Below are 21,462 nucleotides of genomic sequence, written 5' to 3'. Positions count from 1 at the left end.
TCTTTTAAGCGACCAGTTCCTGTTCGCGTTGTTTGCGTTCGGTGAGGACGCGTTTGTAATCGGTTGGCATCACTTTGACAAATTGGCCAAGCGCAGTGCTCCAGTTGTCCAACACCTCGACGGCGACGGTGGAACCGGTGCGTTCGGCGTGTTCCTCGATGAGGCTTTGTAACTCGGCAATGTCCTCGGCGTCCTCCACTTTTTCGAGCTCCACCATCTCCATATTGCAATTGGGCGCAAAGGCGTCTTCTGGATCCCAAATGTAAGCCACGCCGCCGGACATTCCCGCGGCAAAGTTACGGCCGGTTGGACCGAGGATGATCGCGCGGCCGCCGGTCATATATTCGCAACCGTGATCGCCCACGCCTTCGATGACCGCTGCCGCGCCGCTGTTGCGCACGCAAAACCTTTCGGCGGCGCGTCCACGGAAAAACGCTTTGCCGCCGGTGGCACCATAAAGGCAGACATTGCCAACGAGGATATTTTCTTCCGGCGCGAAGGTGGAAACTTTGGGCGGATAAATGGTGAGCTTGCCGCCGGAAAGCCCTTTGCCGACGTAATCGTTGGCGTCACCTTCGAGCTCAATGCTCACGCCCTTGGCGAGAAACGCGCCGAGGCTTTGGCCGGCGGAACCGGTGAATTTAATTTTCACCGTGTCATCGGGCAGCAACTCCGCGCCGTGGGCCTTGGCCAATTCGTTGCTCAAAATCGTGCCAACCGTGCGGTTGGTGTTGATGATTGGCAGGTCGATCTCCACCGGCTCGCCCGCCTCGATGGCGCCCTTGGCCAAATCGAGCAGTTTCATATCCAGCGCGAGATCCAAATCGTGCTCCTGCTTTTGCGTGCAGTAGGTGCCGACATCGGCGTGCGGTTTTTCGATGGGCGTGAGAATGGCGCTAAGATCAATGCCGTCGGCTTTCCAGTGGTCGATGGCCTTTTGCATTTCGAGCGCGTCGACGCGGCCGACCATTTCGTTAATCGTGCGGAAGCCAAGGCTCGCCATAATTTGGCGCGCTTCCTCGGCGACCATAAACAGATAATTGACAACGTACTCGGGATCGCCGGCAAATTTTTTGCGCAACTCCGGATCCTGCGTCGCGATGCCGACGGGGCACGTGTTGAGGTGGCACTTGCGCATCATAATGCAACCCATCGTGACAAGCGGTGCGGTGGAGAAACCCATTTCCTCCGCCCCCAGCAACGCGGCAATGACGACGTCGCGGCCGGTTTTGAGGCCGCCGTCAGTTTGCAACACCACACGGCTGCGAAGGTCGTTGAGCACCAGCGTTTGATGCGTCTCGGCGATGCCCAGTTCCCACGGCAACCCGGCGTGTTTGATGCTGGTGAGCGGCGAAGCGCCGGTGCCGCCGGTTTCGCCGGAAATCAAAATGTGATCGGCCTTGGCCTTGGCCACGCCGGAAGCGACCGTGCCCACGCCCACTTCGGACACGAGCTTCACGCTGACGCGCGAGGCGCGGTTGGCGTTTTTCAAATCGTGAATGAGCTGCGCCAAATCCTCGATGGAATAAATATCGTGATGCGGCGGCGGGCTGATCAGCCCCACGCCGGGCGTGCTGTGGCGGATGCGCGCGATGGTGTCGTCCACCTTGCGCCCGGGCAGTTCGCCGCCTTCGCCGGGCTTTGCGCCCTGGGAAATTTTGATCTGTAGCTCGTCGGCGTTGGTGAGATACCAGATGGTCACGCCAAACCGGCCCGAGGCAATCTGCTTGATCGCCGAGCGCTTGGAATCGCCGTTGGGCAGCGGGTTGAACCGCTCCGGATCTTCGCCGCCTTCTCCGGTGTTGCTCTTGCCGCCGAGGCGGTTCATTGCGATGGCCAGACCCTCGTGGGCCTCGGCGGAAATGGAGCCGAAGCTCATCGCGCCGGTGCAAAATCGCTTCACGATTTCGCTGGCGGGTTGGACCTCGTCGATGGGAATTGGGCCGCCGTTGACGCCTTCTTTGAATTCCATCAACCCGCGCAACGCGCAGCGCGCTTTGGTGTCGCTGTTGATGTGATTGGAAAATTGCTGGTACGAATCGAAATTATTCGTGCGCGCGGCGGTTTGCAGCGCGGCGATGGATTCCGGATTCCACATGTGCTTTTCGCCTTCGGCGCGCCAGTGAAATTCGCCCGGGTTGGGCAAGCTCTCCGATTCGTCCTCGGCGCGCTCAGGAAAACCAAGCGCGTGGCGGCGCAGCATTTCCTCGGCAAGCTCATCGAGATTCACGCCTTGCACGCGGCTGGCAGTGCCGATGAAGCAGCGGTCAATGACGTCATCCCGCAGGCCGATGGCCTCGAAAATCTGAGCGCCTTTATAAGAGTGCAACGTCGAGATGCCCATCTTGGCCATCACCTTCAGCATGCCCTTGGCCACGCCTTTGCGATAGGCGGCGACGATGGATGCGTCATCGGCAAACTTCTCGGCATCGGTCAACCCCTCGTGGCGCGCTTGCCACAGCGACTCGAAGGCGAGATACGGGTTGATCGTATCCGCGCCGTAACCGACAAGCAAACAATGATGATGCACCTCGCGTGCTTCGCCAGTCTCGAGCACGAGGCCGATTTGCGTGCGGAGCGCGTTTTTCACCAAATGATGATGCACCGCGCCGGTGGCCATCAACGTGCTCAGCGGAATGCGGTCCGCGGAGATGGCGCGGTCCGAAAGAATGGCGAGGCTGAAACCATCGGCGATAGCTTGCTCCGCCTCGGCGCAGATGCGTTCAAGCGCTTTAGCGACGCCGGCGGGGCCTTCGGTTTTGGGAAATGTAATGTCGATTTCCTTGGAGCGCCAACCGCGATAATCCATTCCCTTAAGCGCGTGCAATTCCTCGTTGGTGAGAATGGGATGCGGCAGTCGCAGGCGTTGGCACTGGGCCTCGGTGGTATCGACCAGATTTTTCTCGGGACCGATGTAGCACTCGAGCGACATGATGACCTCCTCACGAATGGAATCGATGGCGGGATTGGTCACTTGCGCGAAGAGTTGGCGGAAGTAATCGTAAATCATCCGTGGCTGATCGCTGAGACAGGCCAGCGAGGCGTCGTTGCCCATCGAGCCGACGGGATCGCGCAGTTCGTGGATGAGCGGCAGCAGCATAAACTGCATCGTCTCGGTCGTGTACCCGAAGGCTTGCATCCGCTGGCGGAGGGTATTCGCAGACAAGCCGTGCGCTTCGCCAGCGGCGGCGAGATCGTCCAGCTCGATGCGTTGATTGCGGAGCCATTCGCCGTACGGGCGGCGGGTGGAAAAATCGGCTTTGATTTCCTCGTCGGGAACCATCGTGCCTTTCTCAAAATCGACGAGGAACATCCGGCCCGGTTGCAAGCGTCCTTTGGCTTTTACATTGGCGGGATCGATGGGGATCACGCCCACTTCGCTGGCCATAATCACGCGGTCATCGTGCGTGAGATAATAGCGGCTCGGGCGCAGTCCATTTCGGTCGAGCACGGCGCCGATGTATTTGCCGTCGGTGAACGCGATGGACGCGGGGCCGTCCCACGGCTCCATCAAACAGGAATTGTACTCGTAAAAATCGCGCTTGGCTTGGGGCATTTGGCGGTGCTTTTGCCACGCCTCGGGTACCATTAGCAGCACGGATTCCTGCAAGGACCGTCCGCTCATCAGCAGAAATTCTAACGCGTTGTCAAAGTTGCCTGAGTCAGAACATTCCGGCTCCATGATCGGGTACAGTTTCTTTAAATCTTCCCCGAGCAAATCACTTTCCAACGTGCCCTGCCGCGAGCGCATGGCATTCACATTGCCGCGAAGCGTGTTGATCTCACCGTTGTGGCTCATGAAGCGAAACGGCTGCGCGCGATCCCAACTCGGGAAGGTGTTGGTCGAAAACCGCGAGTGCACCATCGCGAGGTGCGTTTGAAAATCGGGCCGAGCGAGGTCGGTGAAATATTTCATCACCTGCTCCGTGTTGAGCATGCCCTTGTAAATCATCACCTTGCTCGACAGGCTGCAAATGTAAAACAACAACCGCTCGGCAAGGCCCTCATCGAACCGCAGTTGATGGCTGGCGCGTTTGCGGATGACATAAAGTTGGCGCTCAAAATCGTCCCCTTCCAACCCGTCCGCCGCGCCGATGAACAGCTGCATGATGTGCGGCTCCGCCGCACGCGCCGCCGGGCCGACATTGGCTGCCTCCGTCTCCGATGGCACCTCGCGCCAGCCGATGCACCGTTGCCCTTGCTCGGCGATAATCGCTTCCACGGCAGCGATGCACTTTTGGCGTTCGCTCTCGATTTTCGGCAAAAACACCAACCCGGCCCCGAAGCGCCCTTTTGCGGGCAGCTCCACGCCCAAGTCCTCCTTGGCCGCATTGCGCAGAAATGTCTCGGGCAAACCAACGAGAATACCCGCGCCATCGCCGGTATTAGGCTCGCACCCGCAGCCGCCGCGATGCTCCATATTGCCCAGCATCTCAAGGGCATCGAGCACATTTTGGTGACTCGGCACCCCCTTCACATGGGCCACAAACCCAACGCCGCAGCTATCCTTCTCATTAGCCGGGTCATAAAGGCCTTGTTTCGGGGGAAACCCAAATTGCGGTTTGTTGCTCATCTTGATCAAAATTCATTCATTCCGCGCATTCACCAGCGCAAAAGGCCGGTCACCATAGCGATGAATGGTGCCTTGCGCAAAATCTTTTTTAGGCTTGATTAATGGTGTGAATTACTGGTGAACAACCGACAAGGAATTTCTGGCGGTCACGGGTTGCATTCCTCTGGGGGTGCTGCCACACTGTCTGCGAACCATGCGTGAAGCCCCCCCCAAGGCCGTGGTGAGCGATCTGCCCGTGAAACAGCGGGAAGCCCTCATTTCACTTTTGGCTGATGACGACAAAGGCGTGTATCGCGCCATTCGATCCGAAATCCTTTCGCACGGCATTGGCGTGGTGGCGTGGCTTGAGCCGTATGCATTAAGTGAGGATCCGGTGCTGCGGCGACGCACGCAGGAAATTATCGCCCATTTTCATCGTCAGGAAACCGACACGGATTTCTCGGCCTTTTGTCTGAACCACGGCGAAGAACTGGATCTCGAGGAAGGCTTATGGCAACTGGCGCGCACGCAATATCCGGAGATCAACGTGGCCGCCTATCGCGCCATCCTTGATGACTACGCGCACGACTTGTGCAGTAAACTCGATTTCGGCGCCACGCCCGAAGGACTCATCGCGGGCATCAACCAATTCCTTTTCAAAGAACAAGGCTTCACCGGTGATGAGGATAATTATTACGATCCAGAGAACAGTTATCTGAACCGCGTCATCGATCGCCGTCTGGGCAATCCCATTTCGTTAAGCATGATTTATCTGGGCGTGTGTCGCCGGCTGAAACTCCCCGTCACCGGCATTGGTTTGCCCGGCCACTTCTTGTGCCGCTTTCAGGATCCGCGCCAGGAAATTTACATCGACGCCTTCAACCGCGGCCGCGTGCTTACCAAAGCTGACTGTATGAAATACCTCAAGCAAGCCGGCTACGAATTCCACGAAGCCTTCCTCGTGCCCGCCAGCCCGCGCCGCATCCTCCTGCGAATGTGTAGCAATCTCCACCAAATCTACCAACGCGAAGCCCAAAATGACCACGCCTCGCGACTTCAGGGCTACATTGTCGCCCTATCGAAATAAAACAGCCGGATTTTCAAGCTACTTTTATTTGCCATTTCCGTTGAATAAACAACAGTTTTGGTCTATCTTTATACACGTTGAACGTTTATCCATGTTGAACGAAGTGTGTCTCGATGAATATCTTGATTAACCGGGATGGGCACCATATGGGGCCTTTTACCCACGATCAAGCCTGCCATATGTTGGCCGAGGGCAAGCTCCAAGCTTGGGATTTGTGCTGGCAAAATGGCAGTCGCGATTGGGTTACGCTTGAAAAAATTCCAGGCGTGCCGGAAAAAACCGATGCCCTCCGCCAACAACGACGCGCCGAAGCCATCGCCGCTGCCCAAGCCGTTTCCGAGGGCGGTCCCGCCAAGCCCCATCCGCAATTTGTGACCAGTGCCGGCTCCGGCAACACTCACACTGTTGATCCCGGACCCGTTCCCCAGAACAAGCGCAATTGGATGCGGATCGGCGTGTGGACCGGAGTTACGGTCACCCTCATCACCGCCTTCGTGGTTTGGGTGTACTTCCTCAATGATGAAGTACTCATCGAAAGTATTGAACGCCGAGCCGACAATCTCACATACGTGAAAGGCGAAGAAACTCCTTTCACCGGAATGGTTCATAAATATTTTGATGATGGCACCCTGTGGGAAACGGTGAACTACATCGATGGCCTGCGCGAAGGCGAACGCGTGGTTTGGCATATCAACGGCAATGTTGCCCTGAACGAAACCTATCAAACCGGCCACCTCATCATCGCCGCCAGCTTTAATTTCAATGGCATCCCATCTGGGAATTACGAAAGCGGTCGCGGCAAGCTCACGCTTTATTTTAACCACTCCGGCACGCGCAACGAAGAGCTCGAGTACGAAGGCGGGCAAATCGCCAAGCGCACTATTTGGGATCACAAAGGTAACCTCATCGCAATGATTCCGCCGACATTGCCTCCCAATATGGCCGGCTACCCCGGCCCTACTATGCCGGAGGCAAGCTTTCCAGGAGCCACCGCTCCAGTCACCCCGCCACCGGCGGCAGGCACCAATGCATCCCCTCCCACGGTCGCCACCCAACCTCCGCCCACCAACACCAACGTGGAAGTCATAGACCCAAAAATCCCTGACCCCAACAGCCGCGGACGCCTCACTGAATGGAGATACAGCGTGGATGACCGCGTCACTGCCCGTAACATTCGCAACCGCATCGACCTGCTTTACCTCGGCAAACAATACACGGCGGTCTATGAATTCTTCGGATGGCCCGATGAAGATCTCGGCGCGGATTGGGTTTACAAAGGGTTAACCGTAAGAAACATCACCAGCGGCGGCTACTTCAGCCGAATCACTTTCCGTTACCGCAATGGCACCGTGATCAAAATCATTGCCGAACCCTAGCCGCACGTTACTTTAGCTTCAACAGCTCCGCCTCCGTCCATGGTGCTTCGCGCCGGGCATTTGCCTCCATCAGCCGCTTCACCTGTGCCGCCGTTACCGGCTCCGCCCGGTGCTCCCATTCGCGCCGCGCGTACGTCAAAATCGCCGCCACCTGTTCCGGTTGGAAACCCACCAATGCCGGCATACTCATATTGTATTGCCGTCCGTGCACCGTGATTGGCCCCGTCACCCCGTGTAGCACAATACCAATCGCCCGATCCGCCGGGCCCACCAAAAATGGTGAATCCAATAGCGGCGGCGCTTTGCCTTCCTCACCCAGCCCATTGGCTTGATGACACGCCCCGCACGTAGCCGTGTACAAAATTTTGCCTAATTCATATTGGCCCTGCTCCGCCGCCGTCAGCGCGCGCGGCGGCTTGGGCGGACGCGCCGCCTCGCCCCACACCAAAAATTTCCCCAAACGCTCCACGTGCCCGCGTACGAGTTTATCAGCACTCTTCGCCAGCTCCGCCATCGCCAGCGGCTGGGATTTGAAGGCCACCGGTTTTAACGCACGCCCACGCGGGAATGCTGCCGCCGACACACCTTCCAACACGGCACGCTGAAAATACGAATTCTGTTTCGCCGCCAATTTTAGCAACCGCTCCAATCGCGCGCCATCGCGCTGCCGCGCCACGCATCCGGCCAACGATTTGAGAATCTCCCGGATGTTTTTATCTTCTTTGTTCCACGCCGCATCGCCCGGCACGCGTTGCAAAAATTCCAGCTCGCGCCCCGCCAAACCCGTAATGAGCCCATCGCGAATGATCGCATCCCCCGCGCGTTTCGCCACAAACGCCCGCAGCAATGGCTCCGTTCCCGGCACAGAAATCACCGGCAAACTTAACGCCACCTGCCGCTGCACATCCACGTTTTTGTCGTTCACAATTTGAGTCAACGGAGTCAGCAATGTAACCCGCGCGTCTGTGTCTGCTTCGGCATTCCCCAAGCCCGCCGTGAATGCCTCCGCCACGCGCAGTGCCGCGATGCGCACACGCGGATGCTCATCGCTCATCGCGGCCGCGATGGTTTCGCTGTCCAAGCCGGCCGTGCCCTCCAAAATCCATAGCGCGTGTTGCCGCGCCAAATGGCTTTCGCTGTGCGTGGCTGTCTCGCGTAATTGCGGGAGCGCCTTCACATTCGCCTGCTCCACCAACAACCGATGCGCGGTGGAGCGCAACCAACCATTGTCCGATTCCAAGTGCGCAATGAGTTGACTGGAATTTTGGCTAGAAATTTTTGGGGATTGTTTCGGTTTTTTGCCCGTGTGCACCACGCGATAAATCCGGCCCAAGCCAATCGGCGCATCGAGTTTGCGCTCGATGATTTGTTTGCGCAGGAACGAGGTCACATAAACTTTATGCTGCAAGATGCCGCGATACATATCCACGATGTAGAGACAGCCATCGGGGCCGTTGACCATAGTCACCGGGCGAAAACGCTCGTCGGTTGAGGTCAGCCATTCGGCCTTGTCGTACGCATTCTGCGCATCGGGCATCCCGTTCGCTTTCCACGTGATGCGTTGGCGGCGGATCATGTTTCCCGAAGGCTCGGGGATGAATGCGTCACCTACCATCGCGGTCGGATATTGATCGCCACGATAAATCACCGGCCCGCACGCGGCGGTCCAAGTAGCGAGATGCCCCTCGCGCAGCATTGGTTTTTGGTAGCCTCGATTGATGCCCGGATTCACTCGGGACGTCCACACGGTGCGTTCATTGAAGAATGGCACATTCACCCCGTGCCGTGAAGGATGATGCGGATTGCGCACGGAATAATGCCCCGCAATCAGATCGCCGTACAAGGGGTTACTGTTGTTGTTATAATATATGCGCCCGTAATTATCCTGCGTGATGCCCCATTGGCCGCGAAAGCGGGTATTTACCAGCACCCATTTGCCGTCGATGAACCGCAGACGTTTGGTGGACTTCGCATTGTAAAGCCAGTTGTCGAGGCCCGGCATCAAGCCGTTGTCGGTGTGCTCCACGGGGCCTTGGGTCGCGTAGTTCTTGAGGACTGCCGTTTTTTTGTCGGCCTTGAGATCGCCATCGGTGTCTTCGCAAAACCAAAGTATGGGTGGCTCGGCCACAAGTACGCCACCTTTTACCAGCGCAATTGCACGTGGCATTTGCAGGTCTGTGAGAAAATCCGTGCGCTTGTCCATTTTGCCGTCGCCATTGGTATCCTCCAAAACTCCCACGCGCCCGGTGCGGGCATCCTCGCCGGTGCCGTCCACATTGGGCATAAAGGCGCGCATTTCAACCACCCACATCCGGCCATCGGCATCGAAAGCCATTGCCACGGGGTCGTGCACCAATGGATCCGCCGCGGCAATTTCAATGCGGAACCCCGGAGCGAGCTTGAACGTCTTAAGCGCCTGCGCGGGCGTGAGCGTGGGCGCGGGTGGTACGTCCATCGTGCGCCACACTTCGGGTTGATCCTGTCCTTTGCGATCGCCCTTTTGGGCGGTTGCGCTAAAACCTGCTGCCAACAGCGCGATGAAGGTGATTGCAAAAATCCTGTTCATAATCCGATGATACGAAAGCGGCGCAGCCTACGCGTCGTGCCACTTACTGACAAGACTCGATTGGATTGTGAATCATTCGCACTTGTTCAAAATTTCACTCCCCCCTTCAATGGCCGTCCAATGAGGACACTGAAGAACTCCATAATCGTAGCCGGCCTGACGATGACACTTGCGATGACATTTCTGACCGGCTGTTTCACCACCCAAGACGGCAAATCAAATTTCACGATGATCCCCGGCCGCTCGGACACGTTCCAACTTCGCCCCAACTGGCCGCCGGCTAAGGCGATGCAGGCGGTACGGGAAGTGTTGACGCTTGAGGGCACCATCACTTCGATTGAGGCTACAAAAAACACCGTGACCGCCCGCGTAAACGAACGCCACGCGTGGGTGAAGGTGCAAACCGATGCGGAGTCGCCGGATATTTCGCTGATCACATTTCAAGTACGCACCAAGTGGCGTAACCCGGATCTTGCGTTGGCCAATCGACTGATGTCGATGACCGTGGCGCAGCTTGGCACGTATACGCGCCCAACGACTGCGGCCGCGAGCAACTAGGCATCCTTGTCTTTCCATCGAGTAAGCCGCGTGCCCGCCGCTTCGGCGAGCGCGGTATTGGGAAAGATCGCGATGATTTGCTGCATCGCGTTGCGTGCGCCCGCGATGTTATCCAGTTTCAAATGCCAATCCGCCGCCATGTTTAGCCATCGGCACACATCACGCGATTGTTGAAAGGGGCGCTGGATGAGGGTATTCAATTCCGTCCACGCTTGCTTGGGCTGATCGTAACGCTCGAAATATACGCACGCCAATTTTTCACGAGTGTCGTTATCCAGCGGATGAGTTTCCAGTTGCTTGAGGCAATCGCTCACTACTTGGCCCGCATCGCGTTTATCATGGTATTCGATGAAGGCATCCATCCGTGCGAGGCGTTGGGCAGTGAGCAGCTCCGCGCCGGTGTTTGGAAAGCGCTGCATGATGCCCCGCAAGGTGGCGCGCGCAGCGTCCTTATCCTCCGCATATTTTAGCTGCCAATCCGCCAGCGTATTCATCGCGCGAGTGAGTTGGCCGATGGCGTGATGTTCCTGCGCGAAGATGGTGCGCAACGTGGCAGCCGCAGCCGGGAAATCTTTCAAGGTCACCACCTGGATTTCAGCCATCAACATTTGCCCTTCAAAATCGCCGGGGAAACGCGAAAGCTGATCCTCAATTTCCGCAATCGCTCCCTGTGGATCACCGCGATGGCGCTTGGTTTCAGCCACCGAATAAAACGGCTTAGGCTCAACCTCCTCGCCTTCACCGGTCATCCAATTCATCACGCCACCCATAAACAAATCGGAAATACTGCCAATCCAAATAAATCCTAATAGCACACCGGGAACAATCGCTAATAGCATTCCGATTTTACCCATACGAATGCACAAAATGAAAATGATGAGCATTAACACCGAGGCACCCACTTTGAGCACCAACGGCCCGACTGAATCGTGTTCGTTTTTTTGCTCGCGATTGTGGTTCAGAAAAGTCGCGCCCACGAATAGCGCCACGCCGCCCACCACGGTTAAAAGACAAACCCAGCCCATCACTTACGCGGCGAGCTCAGGTCGAATTGGATTTGGGTCCGCGCATCGGTCACATCATTGCGCAATTCCAACTCGCGCAACTGCCATTCGCCCTCCAGTTTTTTGAATGATTTGGCCTGAAACAATTTCACCCGTTTCGTGCCGCGATATGCCTCCACGCAAAGCAAGGCGCGGTTGTGAATTTCCACCCAACACTTCACGTGACTATAACCGCCGGGCAACACTTTTTCGGGCGTGCTCAAAAGGATGTTGCACGATTCGCGCAATCGCGACGCACGCCCAATCACCTGTTGATTGGGCCATTGCAAAAATTCCAATCCCAAATCGCCCATCGTAAAATCAGACCCGGCAAAGATTGTGTTTAGTGCCTTGCCTTCTATTTTCTTTCCCTCCTTCGCTTTCGGCGCGGTGAACAGGTACTCGTTGGGTTTGCCGGGTGCCTTGGTAATTTGCAAAGTACCTTTGGCGGTGACAAACGTCTCCACCTGCACGGCGCCATCGATCTTGGCGCGAAAAGTCACCGGCACATTTTCGCGTTTGCCACGCGGACTGCGGATGCGAAGGTTGCCCTTGATTTCATCTTGGTTTACTAACCGCATCCCACGCAAATTTTCCGCCAACGCCACACCCATCGCCTTTTGGCCGGCCACACCTGAAGGCACCGGCGGCAACGATTTGGCCGTGTCGGCCGCCAGAGCCAATTGGGCGGTTAACAGAAAAATGAAAATTCGTTTCATAGTTTGAGACCTCTCGCCAAAAGTTAAGCCGAGGTGAAGCATCCCGCAAGGTAAGGTTATCCGATGCCCTCCCAGGATGTGACACAAATACTTTTCAAGTGGCGCAATTGTGCCATAACGGCACTATTTTGGGGACTAACTTTGAGATTTAACGCTATTTTTAGGGAATAAGTGGGTGGCATTAGATTTGCTTAAAGGTGTTGGCTTTACGTGCTGTGTCACAGTGGAGGCCAATTTGGAGAAAATTTTATGGCGAAGATATTAGGCATTGATTTGGGCACAACGAATTCCTGCATGTCCGTGATGGACGGCGGGGAGGCGATGGTGTTGGAGAATTCCGAGGGCAAACGCACGACGCCTTCGGTGGTGGCATTTGGCAAGGGCGGCGAACGGTTGGTGGGCGATGCCGCCAAGCGACAGGCGGTGACGAATCCCGCCAACACGATTTATTCCGCCAAGCGTTTCATTGGGCGCAAGTTCAATGAGGTGAAAGAGGAATCCAAGCGGATGCCGTACAATGTGGTTTCCGGCAACAACGGCGACGCGGCGATTGAAGTGGATGTCGACGGCGAAAAAAAATCTTACAGCCCGCAGGAGCTCGCCTCAATGGTGCTCGCTAAATTGAAGGCGGATGCCGAGATGCGTTTGGGCGAGAGCATCTCGCAAGCGGTCATCACCGTACCGGCGTATTTCAATGACACCCAACGGCAAGCCACCAAAGACGCGGGCAAGATCGCCGGCCTTGAGGTGCTGCGAATCATCAATGAGCCGACCGCAGCTTCACTGGCCTACGGGCTCGATAAAAAGAATGATGAAAAAATTGCCGTGTACGATCTGGGCGGCGGCACGTTTGATATTTCAATTTTAGAAATCGGAGACAAAGTGTTTGAGGTGAAAGCCACCAACGGCGACACGCACCTCGGCGGCGATGACTGGGACAATGCGATCATCGACTGGGTGGTAGCAGAATTTAAAAGCGACAGCGGCATCGATCTCACCGGCCAACCCGACGCGATGCAACGCATCAAAGAAGAATCCGAGAAGGCGAAGATCGCTTTGTCCAGCGCACAGACTTACGAAATTAGTCTGCCGTTTATCACGGCCGATCAATCCGGGCCGAAGCACATCAAAGTGGAGCTAACCCGCGCCAAACTGGAACAACTCACGGATGATTTATTCGAGCGCACCACCGCACCGGTGAAGGCGTGTATGCGCGATGCGGAACTTAGCTCCGGACAAATCGATGAACTGGTGCTCGTCGGGGGGATGACCCGGATGCCCCGCGTGGTGGATACCGCCAAGGCGTTGCTCGGCAAACAGCCCAATCAAGGCGTAAACCCTGACGAAGTAGTCGCCATTGGCGCAGCGATTCAAGGCGGTGTGCTCAACAAAGAAGAGGGATTGGACAGCGTATTGTTGCTGGATGTAACGCCTCTTTCGCTCGGCATCGAAACCGAGGGCGGCATTTTCACCAAACTCATCGAGCGCAACACGACTGTCCCCGCAAAGAAATCCAATGTTTTCTCAACCGCGGCCGACAATCAACCGGCGGTGGATGTGGTGGTGTTTCAGGGCGAACGCCCGATGGCGAATGACAACAAAAAACTCGGCAACTTCAAGCTGGACGGCATCGACTCTGCCCCACGCGGGATGCCACAGATTGAAGTGAGCTTCGACATCGACGCCAACGGCATCCTCCACGTGAGCGCCAAGGATAAGCAAACCGGCAAGGAACAAAAAATTACCATCAAGGATTCCAGCGGTCTTTCCGATGACGAAATCGATCGGATGAAGCGCGAGGCGGAAGAGAACGCTGATGCCGATAAACTACGGCAAGAGCAGGTTCAAATACGTAATGAAGCGGACACCGGCGTGTACGCCGCGGAAAAAATGTTGAAAGAAAACGAAGAAAAACTTTCCGACGGCATCAAGGAAAATCTCGGAAAAGCGACTGAAGCATTGAAAGAAAAACTGGCCGGCGACGACCAGGATGCCATCAAAGCCGCCAACGAGAAGCTGCAGGAAGCCGTACAGGCTGCCGCTGGTGAGGTCTATAAAGCCACTACCGAGGCAGAGCAAACCGAACAGGCTGCGCAACCCGACGGCGGCGAAGATTCAGAGAAAAAGGACAATGGCCCGGTGGTCGACGCCGAGGTCGTTGAAGAAGAGAAAGCATAAATTTCCCGCGGCGGGTGTCGCGGGGGTTTCAATCACACTAACCCTAAAAACAAAAAAACAGAAATACCATGGCACTAAAGATTAAACCCCTTGGCGATCGGATCCTCGTGGAACCGGTTGAAGAGGCTGAAGTGAAAAAGGGCGGAATCATTATCCCCGATTCCGCGAAAGAAAAACCGCAGGAAAGCAAAGTCGTCGCGCTGGGTACCGGCAAAACCGACGACAACGGAAAGAAAGTTCCCTTTGAAGTGAAAAAAGGTGACATCATTCTGACCAACAAGTACGGCGGAACTGAAATCAAACTCGACGGCAAGGAATATAAAATCCTGAACCAGGACGACATTCTGGCAATCGTCGGCTAACCCCTATTATTTAAAGAAAGAAAAACATGTCAGCCAAACAACTTGTATTCGACGAAAAAGCCCGACAGGGCATTCTGCGCGGTGTTGAAAAACTCGCCAAAGCGGTGAAAGTCACGCTCGGCCCCAAAGGCCGCAACGTGCTCATCGACAAAAAATTCGGCTCCCCCACGGCCACCAAAGACGGTGTCAGCGTGGCCAAAGAGATCGAGCTGGAATGCCCGTTTGAAAACATGGGCGCACAAATGGTCCGCGAGACCGCCAGCAAAACCAGCGACGTGGCCGGCGACGGCACCACCACCGCGACCGTGCTCGCCGAGGCCATTTATCGCGAAGGCCTTCGCAGCGTAACCGCCGGCGCGAGCCCCATTCACATCCAGCGTGGTGTGCAACAGGCCGTGGACGCCGCAGTGGCTCAACTTGCCAAGATCTCCCAAAAGGTCACCAGCAAGGGCGAAATCCAACAGGTCGCCACCGTGTCCGCTAACTGGGAAACCACCATCGGTGAAATCATCGCTGACGCAATGGACCAAGTCGGCAAAGACGGCACCATCACCGTTGAGGAAGCTCGCTCCATCGAGACGACTCTTGAAGTGGTGGAAGGAATGCAGTTCGACAAGGGTTACCTCTCGCCGTACTTCATGACCGACTCCGACACACAAGTCGCCAAATATGAAGACGCCTACGTGTTGCTGTACGAGAAGAAAGTCAGCAACGTGAAGGACATCCAACCCATCCTCGAGAAGGTTGTGGCCGCCGGCAACAAGCCGTTGCTGATCGTGGCTGAAGACGTCGAAGGCGAAGCACTGGCCACCCTCGTGGTGAACCGTTTGCGCGGAACGCTCAAGGTTTGCGCTGTGAAAGCCCCCGGCTTTGGCGATCGTCGTAAGGCGATGATGGAAGATATTGCCATCCTTACCGGCGGCAAATTCATCACCGAAGACCTCGGTGTGAAGCTCGAAGGCGTTGAGCTCAGCGACCTTGGCACCGTGACCAGCCTCGTGGTTGAAAAAGAAAACACCATCATCATCGATGGCGGCGGCAAAGCCAAAGAGATCAAAGGACGCATCGACCAGATCCGTCGTCAGATCGAAGAAACCACCAGCGATTACGACCGCGAGAAGCTTCAAGAGCGCCTCGCCAAGCTCGCCGGCGGTGTAGCCGTCATCAACGTAGGCGCCGCAACGGAGTCCGAGATGAAGGAGAAAAAAGCCCGAGTCGAAGATGCCCTGCACGCTACCCGTGCGGCGGTCGAAGAAGGCATCGTCCCCGGTGGCGGCGTCGCACTGCTGCGCTGCCTCCCCGCTGTTAAGAAAATTAACATCGGCGGTGACGAGCAAATCGGCGTGGACATCGTCCGGCACGCACTGGAAGCCCCACTGCGCGCACTAACCAGCAACGCCGGCGTCGAAGGCGCAGTCGTCGTGCAGGAAGTGCTCTCCAAAAAGGACAATATTGGTTACGACGTGGCTGCCGACAAATACACCGACCTCTTGAAGGCCGGCGTCGTCGACCCCGCCAAAGTCACCCGCAGTGCGCTGCAGAACGCCGCGTCCATCGCGGCCCTGTTGCTCACCACCGAGTGCCTCATCACTGACGTGCCCGAGAAGGAAGCGCCCGCCGCTCCCGACCACGGCCACGATCACATGTAATTCCCAGGCAAAAAAATCACAACGGGGCCGGTTCACCGGCCCCGTTTTTTTGTGCCCGCCTGGCCCCGACCCTACTATAAACTTTCCTCAACTTTACAGTACCCAAGCCTCTATGATTTCAGCTACACTACTCGCGATGAAATCCCACCGTCTCCTCAAACGCGTATTCAAAGACTCCTCCGTCCAGATCATTGCACACGACATGAACCTCTCGCCTTCCACCGTATATAAGTGGGCCGAGGCTCCCGACAGCGGCTCCGCCAGCGGAATCCCCAACCCCCTCGACCGCGCCCTCTCCCTCTACAACGCCACCGGCGATCCCCGCGTCATCCATTGGTTATGCGAACGAACCGGCGGCTTTTACGTCGACAACGCCGTCACCGCCAGCAACGGCGACATCCCCCAACGCCTCGGCCCCGCCACCAGCAAAGTCGTCAAACAATTTGCCGACCTCCTTTCCACCGTCGCCAGTGCCGCCTCCGATTCCAAAATCAACCCACGCGAAGCCCGCGCCATCCGCCGCGAATGGGAAAAACTAAAACGCGTCGCCGAAGGCTACGTCCAATGCTGCGAGCAAGGAAACTTCAAGCAACTCAACCGCGAAATGAACAAGCGGAAGTAAACGCCGCTACAAAGCCAAAATTCCCAATTCCAAAAATGCCGCTCGAGTCGCTTCGGGGGTTCGATGCTCGATGGCGTGCCAGCCGCGTGACTTGGCGGCGGCGATGTTTTCGGGGAGGTCATCGAGATAGAGGATTTCGTTTCCGTGGCAGCCGGTGGTTTGTTCGAAGAGTTCGTAAATTTTTGCGTTGGGCTTGAGCGCACCGACTTCGTGCGAGAGGATGTGGCCGGTGAAGCGGGGCCAAAAATCATAGGCGCGGCTGATGTGGCGCACAGCCATTTCGTTGGTGTTGGAAAGGGTGTACGTGGGTAAACCGCTCGCGGTGAGCTTGGTGTGCAGCGCAATGATTTCTTCGATGGGGGTAAAGATGTCTTCGAAGTAAGCGGCGAATTCCGATTCGGTCCCGTCGAAGCCGGTTTCTTTTTGGACGATGGCGAAAAATTCTGGCGAAGTGAGTTGACCGCTTTCGTATTGGGCGAGCAATGGCGATTGGTTAAGGAAGGCGTCCAGCGCGGACTCGTCCATCTTCGTGCGCGGGGCCATTCGGCGCACGAAGATTCCGTAATCAAAATCGAGCAGCACTTTGCCGATATCGAATGCGGCGACTTTGATCATCACGCTTACTGCAGTTCGCGCCGACCTTCGAGGGCGCGGGTGAGGGTGAGGTCATCGGCGTATTCCAGCCCACTTCCCGCGGGCAGCCCATGGGCGAGGCGGGTGACGGTGACGCCTTGATTTCCCTTTCCCGTAAACCGCTGCGCGAGGTAATTGCTGGTGGCGTCGCCTTCCACATCGGTACCGAGCGCGAGGATGATTTCGTTGACGCCGTTCAACCGGCCTTCCAATTCGGCGATACGAAGATCCTCGGGATCCACGCCGTTGAGCGGGGAAATTTTACCGCCAAGCACGTGATAGCGTCCTTTGAACGCGCCGGATTTTTCGACGTTGATGACGTCCACCGCTGTTTCCACCACGCATAACGTGGCCGCATCGCGGCGGTCATCAGTGCACAGCGCGCACGGCTGATGCTCAGTAAGCGCGCCGCAGGTTTCGCAAAGCTGAATGCGATCGCGCGCGGTAAGCAGCGCCTCGGCCAGTTGCTGGACTTGACCGGATTCGCTTTGAACAAGATGCAGCGCCAAGCGCTCGGCCGAGCGTGGGCCAATGCCGGGGAGTTGACCGAGCGCGCCGACCAATGCCGCCACGGGTTCGGGCAGTGCAGTCATCGAACTCATCATCGGCACCGCCTAACCCAAGCCCGGCATATTAAAACCAGACGTGATCTTCGCCATCTCCTGTTGCTGGATGGCCTGACCTTCGGCGATGGCTTTGTTGACGGTGGTGAGCAGCATATCCTCGAGCATCTCCACATCATCGGGATCGAGCGTTTCGGGATCCACCTTGATAGATTTCACGCTGCCATCGCAGCACGCCACCACCTTTACCGCGCCTCCGCCGCTGGTGGCTTCCACCGTGCGATCGGCCATCGAAGCCTGCATTTCCTGCGCCTGTTGCTGGGCCTTCATGGCCTGCTTCATCAGTTTATTGATACTTGCCATAAATTTTTCTCCAGTTATGTCCGCACATCCACAATCTGACCCTTGAACACTTCGAGTGCTTTTTTGATGAGCGGATCATTTTTAAATTCATTCAAATCTACCGGTCTTTCAGCCATTTTTGGCTTGGGCGGATTGGTTGGTGAAGATTCGGCAGCGGGCGTTTGGGAGGGTTGAGGGGTAGCTTCCTCACGCATTTCCTCCTGCACCACTGGCGCAGGCACCGGCGCGACCCAGTCGGCGGGGGTAGAGGCGGCGACCAATCGCACTTCGCGCACATCCTGTCCCAACTCGGCCATTTTGGCTTTGAGCGCTTTAAGGGTCTTGGGATTGTTCGCCAGTTCCATCGCGTTTTCCTGGCCCGGCGGGAAGCCGATGGAGAGCACGCCGCTTTCCACAGAATCCAAATGCGCCTCGGCAAAATTACCTTTAACAAATGGCCCGAGGCAACCCAGCAATTCCGCCCAAAGCGCGGAGCTACCTGTGGGAACGGGCGCAGATTCGATGGCGGGCGCTTCCACCGTAGCTTCTGCCGTTGGCATTGGGGCGGCTTCTTGTTTTGCCACAGCGGGCTTTTCAAGTTTCGGCTTGGCGGCTTGTTTGGGCGCAGGGGATTTGGCGGAAGGCACTGGCGCTAGTGCTGTTCCGCCTTCGGCGCGGAGTTGTTGGAGGTGATCGAGCACGTCGTTTAGGCTCATCGCGCTGGCGGCATCGATGGCTTTCATAATGCTCACCTCCACGAGAATTTTGCGGGAGGTGGCGCTGCGCAATTGGAATTCACACTCGGCAAACACCTCGAGAATGCGCGAGGCCGCCGTGGCATCAGCCAGCTTGGCTTGCGCGGCCAGCGCGCTTTGCTCGGCCTCGGAAATTTCCAGCAACGCCACGTCGCCCTTGGAAACTTGAAACACCATTAAATTGCGAAAATGATTGAGCAAATCGCCCACCAACCGGCGCAGCTCCTTACCGCCGCTGGTGAGTTCGCTCAGTTCACGTAAAGCCGGCTCGGCTTCGCCTTTCAAAATGGCTTCCGCCAGCGAAATGATTTGCGTCTGTGAAGTGAGGCCAAACATCGAGAGCACATCGGATTCGGCAATTGTTTCACCACAAAAACTGATCAACTGATCCAGCGTACTTTCGGCATCGCGCATGCCACCATCCGCACCTCGAGCGATGGCCTCTAACGCGGCCGGCTCAATCGTCACTTTTTCCTGTTCCGCAATGTGGGCGAGGTGCTCCACAATTTTGGCAACCGAAATGCGGCGCAAATCAAAACGCTGGCAACGCGACAAAATGGTGGGCAACACTTTCTCCGGCTCGGTGGTGGCGAAGATAAACTTCACGTGCGCGGGCGGTTCCTCCAGCGTTTTCAGCAACGCATTGAATGCCGCCGTGGAAAGCATGTGCACCTCGTCAATGATATACACTTTGAAGCGGCAGCTCGCCGGCGCGTACGGCGCGGTGTCGCGCAGCTCGCGCACTTGTTCCACGCCGTTGTTGCTCGCGCCATCAATTTCCAAAACATCCAGCGCGCGGCCTTCGGTAATCTCCATGCAACGCTCATCGTTGTCTTTAAAATCCACTGTGGGGCCATCGGTCGCATTGAGGCATTTGGCGAAGATGCGGGCGATGGTCGTCTTGCCCGTGCCGCGCGGGCCGCTGAAAAGATACGCGTGGGCGATGCGCCCGGAAGCAATGGCGTTGCCGAGCGTTTGCGTGACGTGCTCCTGCCCCACCACTTCGGAAAACCGCTGCGGCCGATACTTTCGCGCTATAACTTGATACGACACTTCGATTGACGGTTGGGGGATTGACGATTGCGGATTGAACACTCGTCAATCGTCAATCGATAATCGTAAATTCAAAAAGGTCAGGGTGACCACGGCAGATGCGGGGCAAGCTACCGTTGCTGCCTTCCGGCCCTGGCGGAGTTCGCAAGCCCACATTCCATGGGCCCTGACGCGCTGATAATGACGCTGCCGGATTGGGGCGGCAAGCAGATTCACAAGAACTCTATTCCGCACGGAATTGATGGACGGTAGTGGTGTGATAATTGTCGCCGGGCTCGAGAATGGTGTTTGGGAATTGATCGTGATTGACCGCATCGGGATGATGCTGAGTTTCGAGGCATACCGCACCGCGATGGGGATAAGTTTTTCCGGCCTTGCCGGTCTGGCCGTTCAAAAAGTTGCCGCTGTAAAACTGGATGGACGGTTGGTCCGTGAAAATTTCCAACACGCGCCCGCTCGCGGGGTCTTTCAATTTGGCTGCGAGGCGTTGTTCGCCAGCCTTGCCATTGATGACAAAGTTGTGGTCGTAGCCTTTCCACGGGGTGTCATCGGCGGGGATGCGTGCGCCGATAACGTGGGCCGTTCGGAAATCAAGAAACGTGCCCGCCACTGCGGTAATCGCGCCGGTGGGGATGAGTGTGTCATCGGTGGGGGTAAAGTTATCCGCGTTGAGCGTCAGCTCGTGGCTGAGCACGGGGCCGCTGCCCGCGCCGGCGAGGTTCCAATAAGCGTGGTTGGTGAGATTCACCGGCGTGGCTTTGGTGGTGGTGGCGTGGTAATCGATGCGCAACTCATCGGCGTCGGTAAGCGTGTAAGTCACATTGATGGTGAGGTTACCGGGATAGCCTTCCTCGCCATCGGGGCTGGTGATTGAAAACGTGACGGCTTGTTTGCCGCACACGGGCGTGGCTTTCCACACTTGTTTGCTGAGGGCTTTGTCGTTGCCGCCGTGGAGGTGGTTGGGATCGTTATTGATGGCGAGCGTGTACTCGGTGCCGTTGAGTGTGAACTTGCCGTTCGCAATGCGGTTGCACACCCGGCCGGTAGTGCAGCCAAAGTATTGATTGCCTTCGCCTTCATAACCGCTCACGTCGTCAAATCCGTTGATGACATCGGCAAGATTGCCGCTTTTATCGGGCACGTGCATTTCCACCAGCGTGGCGCCGTATGTGGTGACTTTGGCGATGAGGCCGTTTTGATTTTGGAGTGTGTAAATCTCCGTCGCCTCGCCCCCTTTCGTAGTGCCAAAGGACGCCTTGGGAATTGAACTACAGGCGGTCATAAAAATTGCGGTGAGGGTGAGGGCACAAAATGTGCCGGTGGTTTTCAATGTGGTTCGCATACGCGGAATGATGCACGAGCGCGGGTGGGAAGCAACTTTTTGTTGGTTGATAGTTGATGGAT

At 56.7% G+C, this 21,462-nt stretch carries 16 protein-coding genes and 1 other RNA gene; 7 read left to right on the top strand and 10 right to left on the bottom strand.

The window, feature by feature from the left end; all coding sequences use genetic code 11:
* Positions 1-4 precede the first annotated feature (4 nt).
* On the bottom strand, positions 5-4,573 hold the full coding sequence (gene gltB, locus H8E27_07145; protein MBC8325384.1) for a glutamate synthase large subunit: 4,569 nt from the start codon (positions 4,571-4,573) through the stop codon (positions 5-7).
* 193 nt (positions 4,574-4,766) lie between these two features.
* On the opposite strand from gltB, the gene H8E27_07140 reads away from it, so the two are divergent.
* Positions 4,767-5,639 carry a hypothetical protein gene (locus H8E27_07140; protein ID MBC8325383.1) on the top strand — a complete coding sequence of 291 codons (873 nt, stop codon included), beginning with the start codon at positions 4,767-4,769 and terminating at the stop codon, positions 5,637-5,639.
* Positions 5,640-5,752: 113 nt separating this feature from the next.
* Positions 5,753-7,015, top strand: a complete 1,263-nt coding sequence (locus tag H8E27_07135; GenBank protein MBC8325382.1) for a DUF4339 domain-containing protein — start codon at positions 5,753-5,755, stop codon at positions 7,013-7,015.
* Between the two features lie 7 nt (positions 7,016-7,022).
* Here the strand turns inward: H8E27_07135 and H8E27_07130 are convergent, their stop codons facing one another.
* Positions 7,023-9,581: a dehydrogenase gene (locus H8E27_07130; GenBank protein ID MBC8325381.1), complete on the bottom strand. Its 2,559-nt coding sequence runs from the start codon at positions 9,579-9,581 to the stop codon at positions 7,023-7,025.
* Between the two features lie 120 nt (positions 9,582-9,701).
* On the opposite strand from H8E27_07130, the gene H8E27_07125 reads away from it, so the two are divergent.
* A complete protein-coding gene (locus H8E27_07125; protein MBC8325380.1) occupies positions 9,702-10,139 on the top strand; it encodes a hypothetical protein in 438 nt (145 codons plus the stop codon).
* Here H8E27_07125 and H8E27_07120 read toward each other — a convergent pair.
* Complete coding sequence (locus tag H8E27_07120; protein MBC8325379.1) at positions 10,136-11,167, bottom strand: hypothetical protein; 1,032 nt, start codon at positions 11,165-11,167, stop codon at positions 10,136-10,138. The genes H8E27_07125 and H8E27_07120 overlap by 4 nt on opposite strands.
* A complete protein-coding gene (locus H8E27_07115; GenBank protein MBC8325378.1) occupies positions 11,164-11,901 on the bottom strand; it encodes an outer membrane lipoprotein-sorting protein in 738 nt (245 codons plus the stop codon). The genes H8E27_07120 and H8E27_07115 overlap by 4 nt, the downstream gene beginning before the upstream one ends.
* A gap of 249 nt (positions 11,902-12,150) precedes the next feature.
* Here H8E27_07115 and dnaK point away from each other — a divergent pair, with 249 nt between their 5' ends.
* The 4 genes from dnaK to H8E27_07095 all read left to right on the top strand — a co-directional run bounded on the left by dnaK (position 12,151) and on the right by H8E27_07095 (position 16,712).
* Positions 12,151-14,079: a molecular chaperone DnaK gene (gene dnaK / locus H8E27_07110; protein MBC8325377.1), complete on the top strand. Its 1,929-nt coding sequence runs from the start codon at positions 12,151-12,153 to the stop codon at positions 14,077-14,079.
* A 68-nt stretch (positions 14,080-14,147) separates the two neighbouring features.
* Complete coding sequence (groES, locus tag H8E27_07105) at positions 14,148-14,441, top strand: co-chaperone GroES (protein MBC8325376.1); 294 nt, start codon at positions 14,148-14,150, stop codon at positions 14,439-14,441.
* Positions 14,442-14,467: 26 nt separating this feature from the next.
* Entirely contained in the window at positions 14,468-16,090 is a 1,623-nt protein-coding gene (groL, locus tag H8E27_07100) for a chaperonin GroEL (protein ID MBC8325375.1), read from the top strand.
* Positions 16,091-16,226: 136 nt separating this feature from the next.
* Positions 16,227-16,712, top strand: a complete 486-nt coding sequence (locus H8E27_07095) for a hypothetical protein (protein MBC8325374.1) — start codon at positions 16,227-16,229, stop codon at positions 16,710-16,712.
* A gap of 6 nt (positions 16,713-16,718) precedes the next feature.
* On the opposite strand, the gene H8E27_07090 is transcribed toward H8E27_07095, so the two are convergent.
* The 6 genes from H8E27_07090 to H8E27_07065 all read right to left on the bottom strand — a co-directional run bounded on the left by H8E27_07090 (position 16,719) and on the right by H8E27_07065 (position 21,400).
* Complete coding sequence (locus tag H8E27_07090; GenBank protein ID MBC8325373.1) at positions 16,719-17,327, bottom strand: HAD family phosphatase; 609 nt, start codon at positions 17,325-17,327, stop codon at positions 16,719-16,721.
* Positions 17,328-17,332: 5 nt separating this feature from the next.
* On the bottom strand, positions 17,333-17,947 hold the full coding sequence (gene recR / locus H8E27_07085; protein MBC8325372.1) for a recombination protein RecR: 615 nt from the start codon (positions 17,945-17,947) through the stop codon (positions 17,333-17,335).
* A 12-nt stretch (positions 17,948-17,959) separates the two neighbouring features.
* Entirely contained in the window at positions 17,960-18,271 is a 312-nt protein-coding gene (locus tag H8E27_07080; protein ID MBC8325371.1) for a YbaB/EbfC family nucleoid-associated protein, read from the bottom strand.
* Between the two features lie 14 nt (positions 18,272-18,285).
* Positions 18,286-20,058 (bottom strand): DNA polymerase III subunit gamma/tau, encoded by a 1,773-nt coding sequence (dnaX, locus tag H8E27_07075; protein ID MBC8325370.1) that lies wholly within the window; start codon positions 20,056-20,058, stop codon positions 18,286-18,288.
* Between the two features lie 75 nt (positions 20,059-20,133).
* Positions 20,134-20,230: signal recognition particle sRNA small type (gene ffs / locus H8E27_07070), an RNA gene on the bottom strand.
* Positions 20,231-20,281: 51 nt separating this feature from the next.
* Positions 20,282-21,400 (bottom strand): galactose mutarotase, encoded by a 1,119-nt coding sequence (locus H8E27_07065; GenBank protein MBC8325369.1) that lies wholly within the window; start codon positions 21,398-21,400, stop codon positions 20,282-20,284.
* Positions 21,401-21,462 lie beyond the last annotated feature (62 nt).

The organism is Limisphaerales bacterium, from assembly GCA_014382585.1.
Classification (GTDB): domain Bacteria; phylum Verrucomicrobiota; class Verrucomicrobiia; order Limisphaerales; family UBA1100; genus JACNJL01.
Note: the sequence above shows the minus strand (reverse complement) of the source record. Positions and strands in the feature narration are given on the sequence as shown.

Excerpts from the sequence above, each read along its gene's own strand:
- gltB (MBC8325384.1), bottom strand. The coding sequence starts at position 4,573 with ATGAGCAACAAACCGCAATTTGGGTTTCCCCCGAAACAAGGCCTTTAT.
- H8E27_07140 (MBC8325383.1), top strand. The coding sequence starts at position 4,767 with ATGCGTGAAGCCCCCCCCAAGGCCGTGGTGAGCGATCTGCCCGTGAAA.
- H8E27_07135 (MBC8325382.1), top strand. The coding sequence starts at position 5,753 with ATGAATATCTTGATTAACCGGGATGGGCACCATATGGGGCCTTTTACC.
- H8E27_07130 (MBC8325381.1), bottom strand. The coding sequence starts at position 9,581 with ATGAACAGGATTTTTGCAATCACCTTCATCGCGCTGTTGGCAGCAGGT.
- H8E27_07125 (MBC8325380.1), top strand. The coding sequence starts at position 9,702 with ATGAGGACACTGAAGAACTCCATAATCGTAGCCGGCCTGACGATGACA.
- H8E27_07115 (MBC8325378.1), bottom strand. The coding sequence starts at position 11,901 with ATGAAACGAATTTTCATTTTTCTGTTAACCGCCCAATTGGCTCTGGCG.
- dnaK (MBC8325377.1), top strand. The coding sequence starts at position 12,151 with ATGGCGAAGATATTAGGCATTGATTTGGGCACAACGAATTCCTGCATG.
- groES (MBC8325376.1), top strand. The coding sequence starts at position 14,148 with ATGGCACTAAAGATTAAACCCCTTGGCGATCGGATCCTCGTGGAACCG.
- groL (MBC8325375.1), top strand. The coding sequence starts at position 14,468 with ATGTCAGCCAAACAACTTGTATTCGACGAAAAAGCCCGACAGGGCATT.
- H8E27_07095 (MBC8325374.1), top strand. The coding sequence starts at position 16,227 with ATGAAATCCCACCGTCTCCTCAAACGCGTATTCAAAGACTCCTCCGTC.
- H8E27_07090 (MBC8325373.1), bottom strand. The coding sequence starts at position 17,327 with ATGATCAAAGTCGCCGCATTCGATATCGGCAAAGTGCTGCTCGATTTT.
- recR (MBC8325372.1), bottom strand. The coding sequence starts at position 17,947 with ATGAGTTCGATGACTGCACTGCCCGAACCCGTGGCGGCATTGGTCGGC.
- H8E27_07080 (MBC8325371.1), bottom strand. The coding sequence starts at position 18,271 with ATGGCAAGTATCAATAAACTGATGAAGCAGGCCATGAAGGCCCAGCAA.
- H8E27_07065 (MBC8325369.1), bottom strand. The coding sequence starts at position 21,400 with ATGCGAACCACATTGAAAACCACCGGCACATTTTGTGCCCTCACCCTC.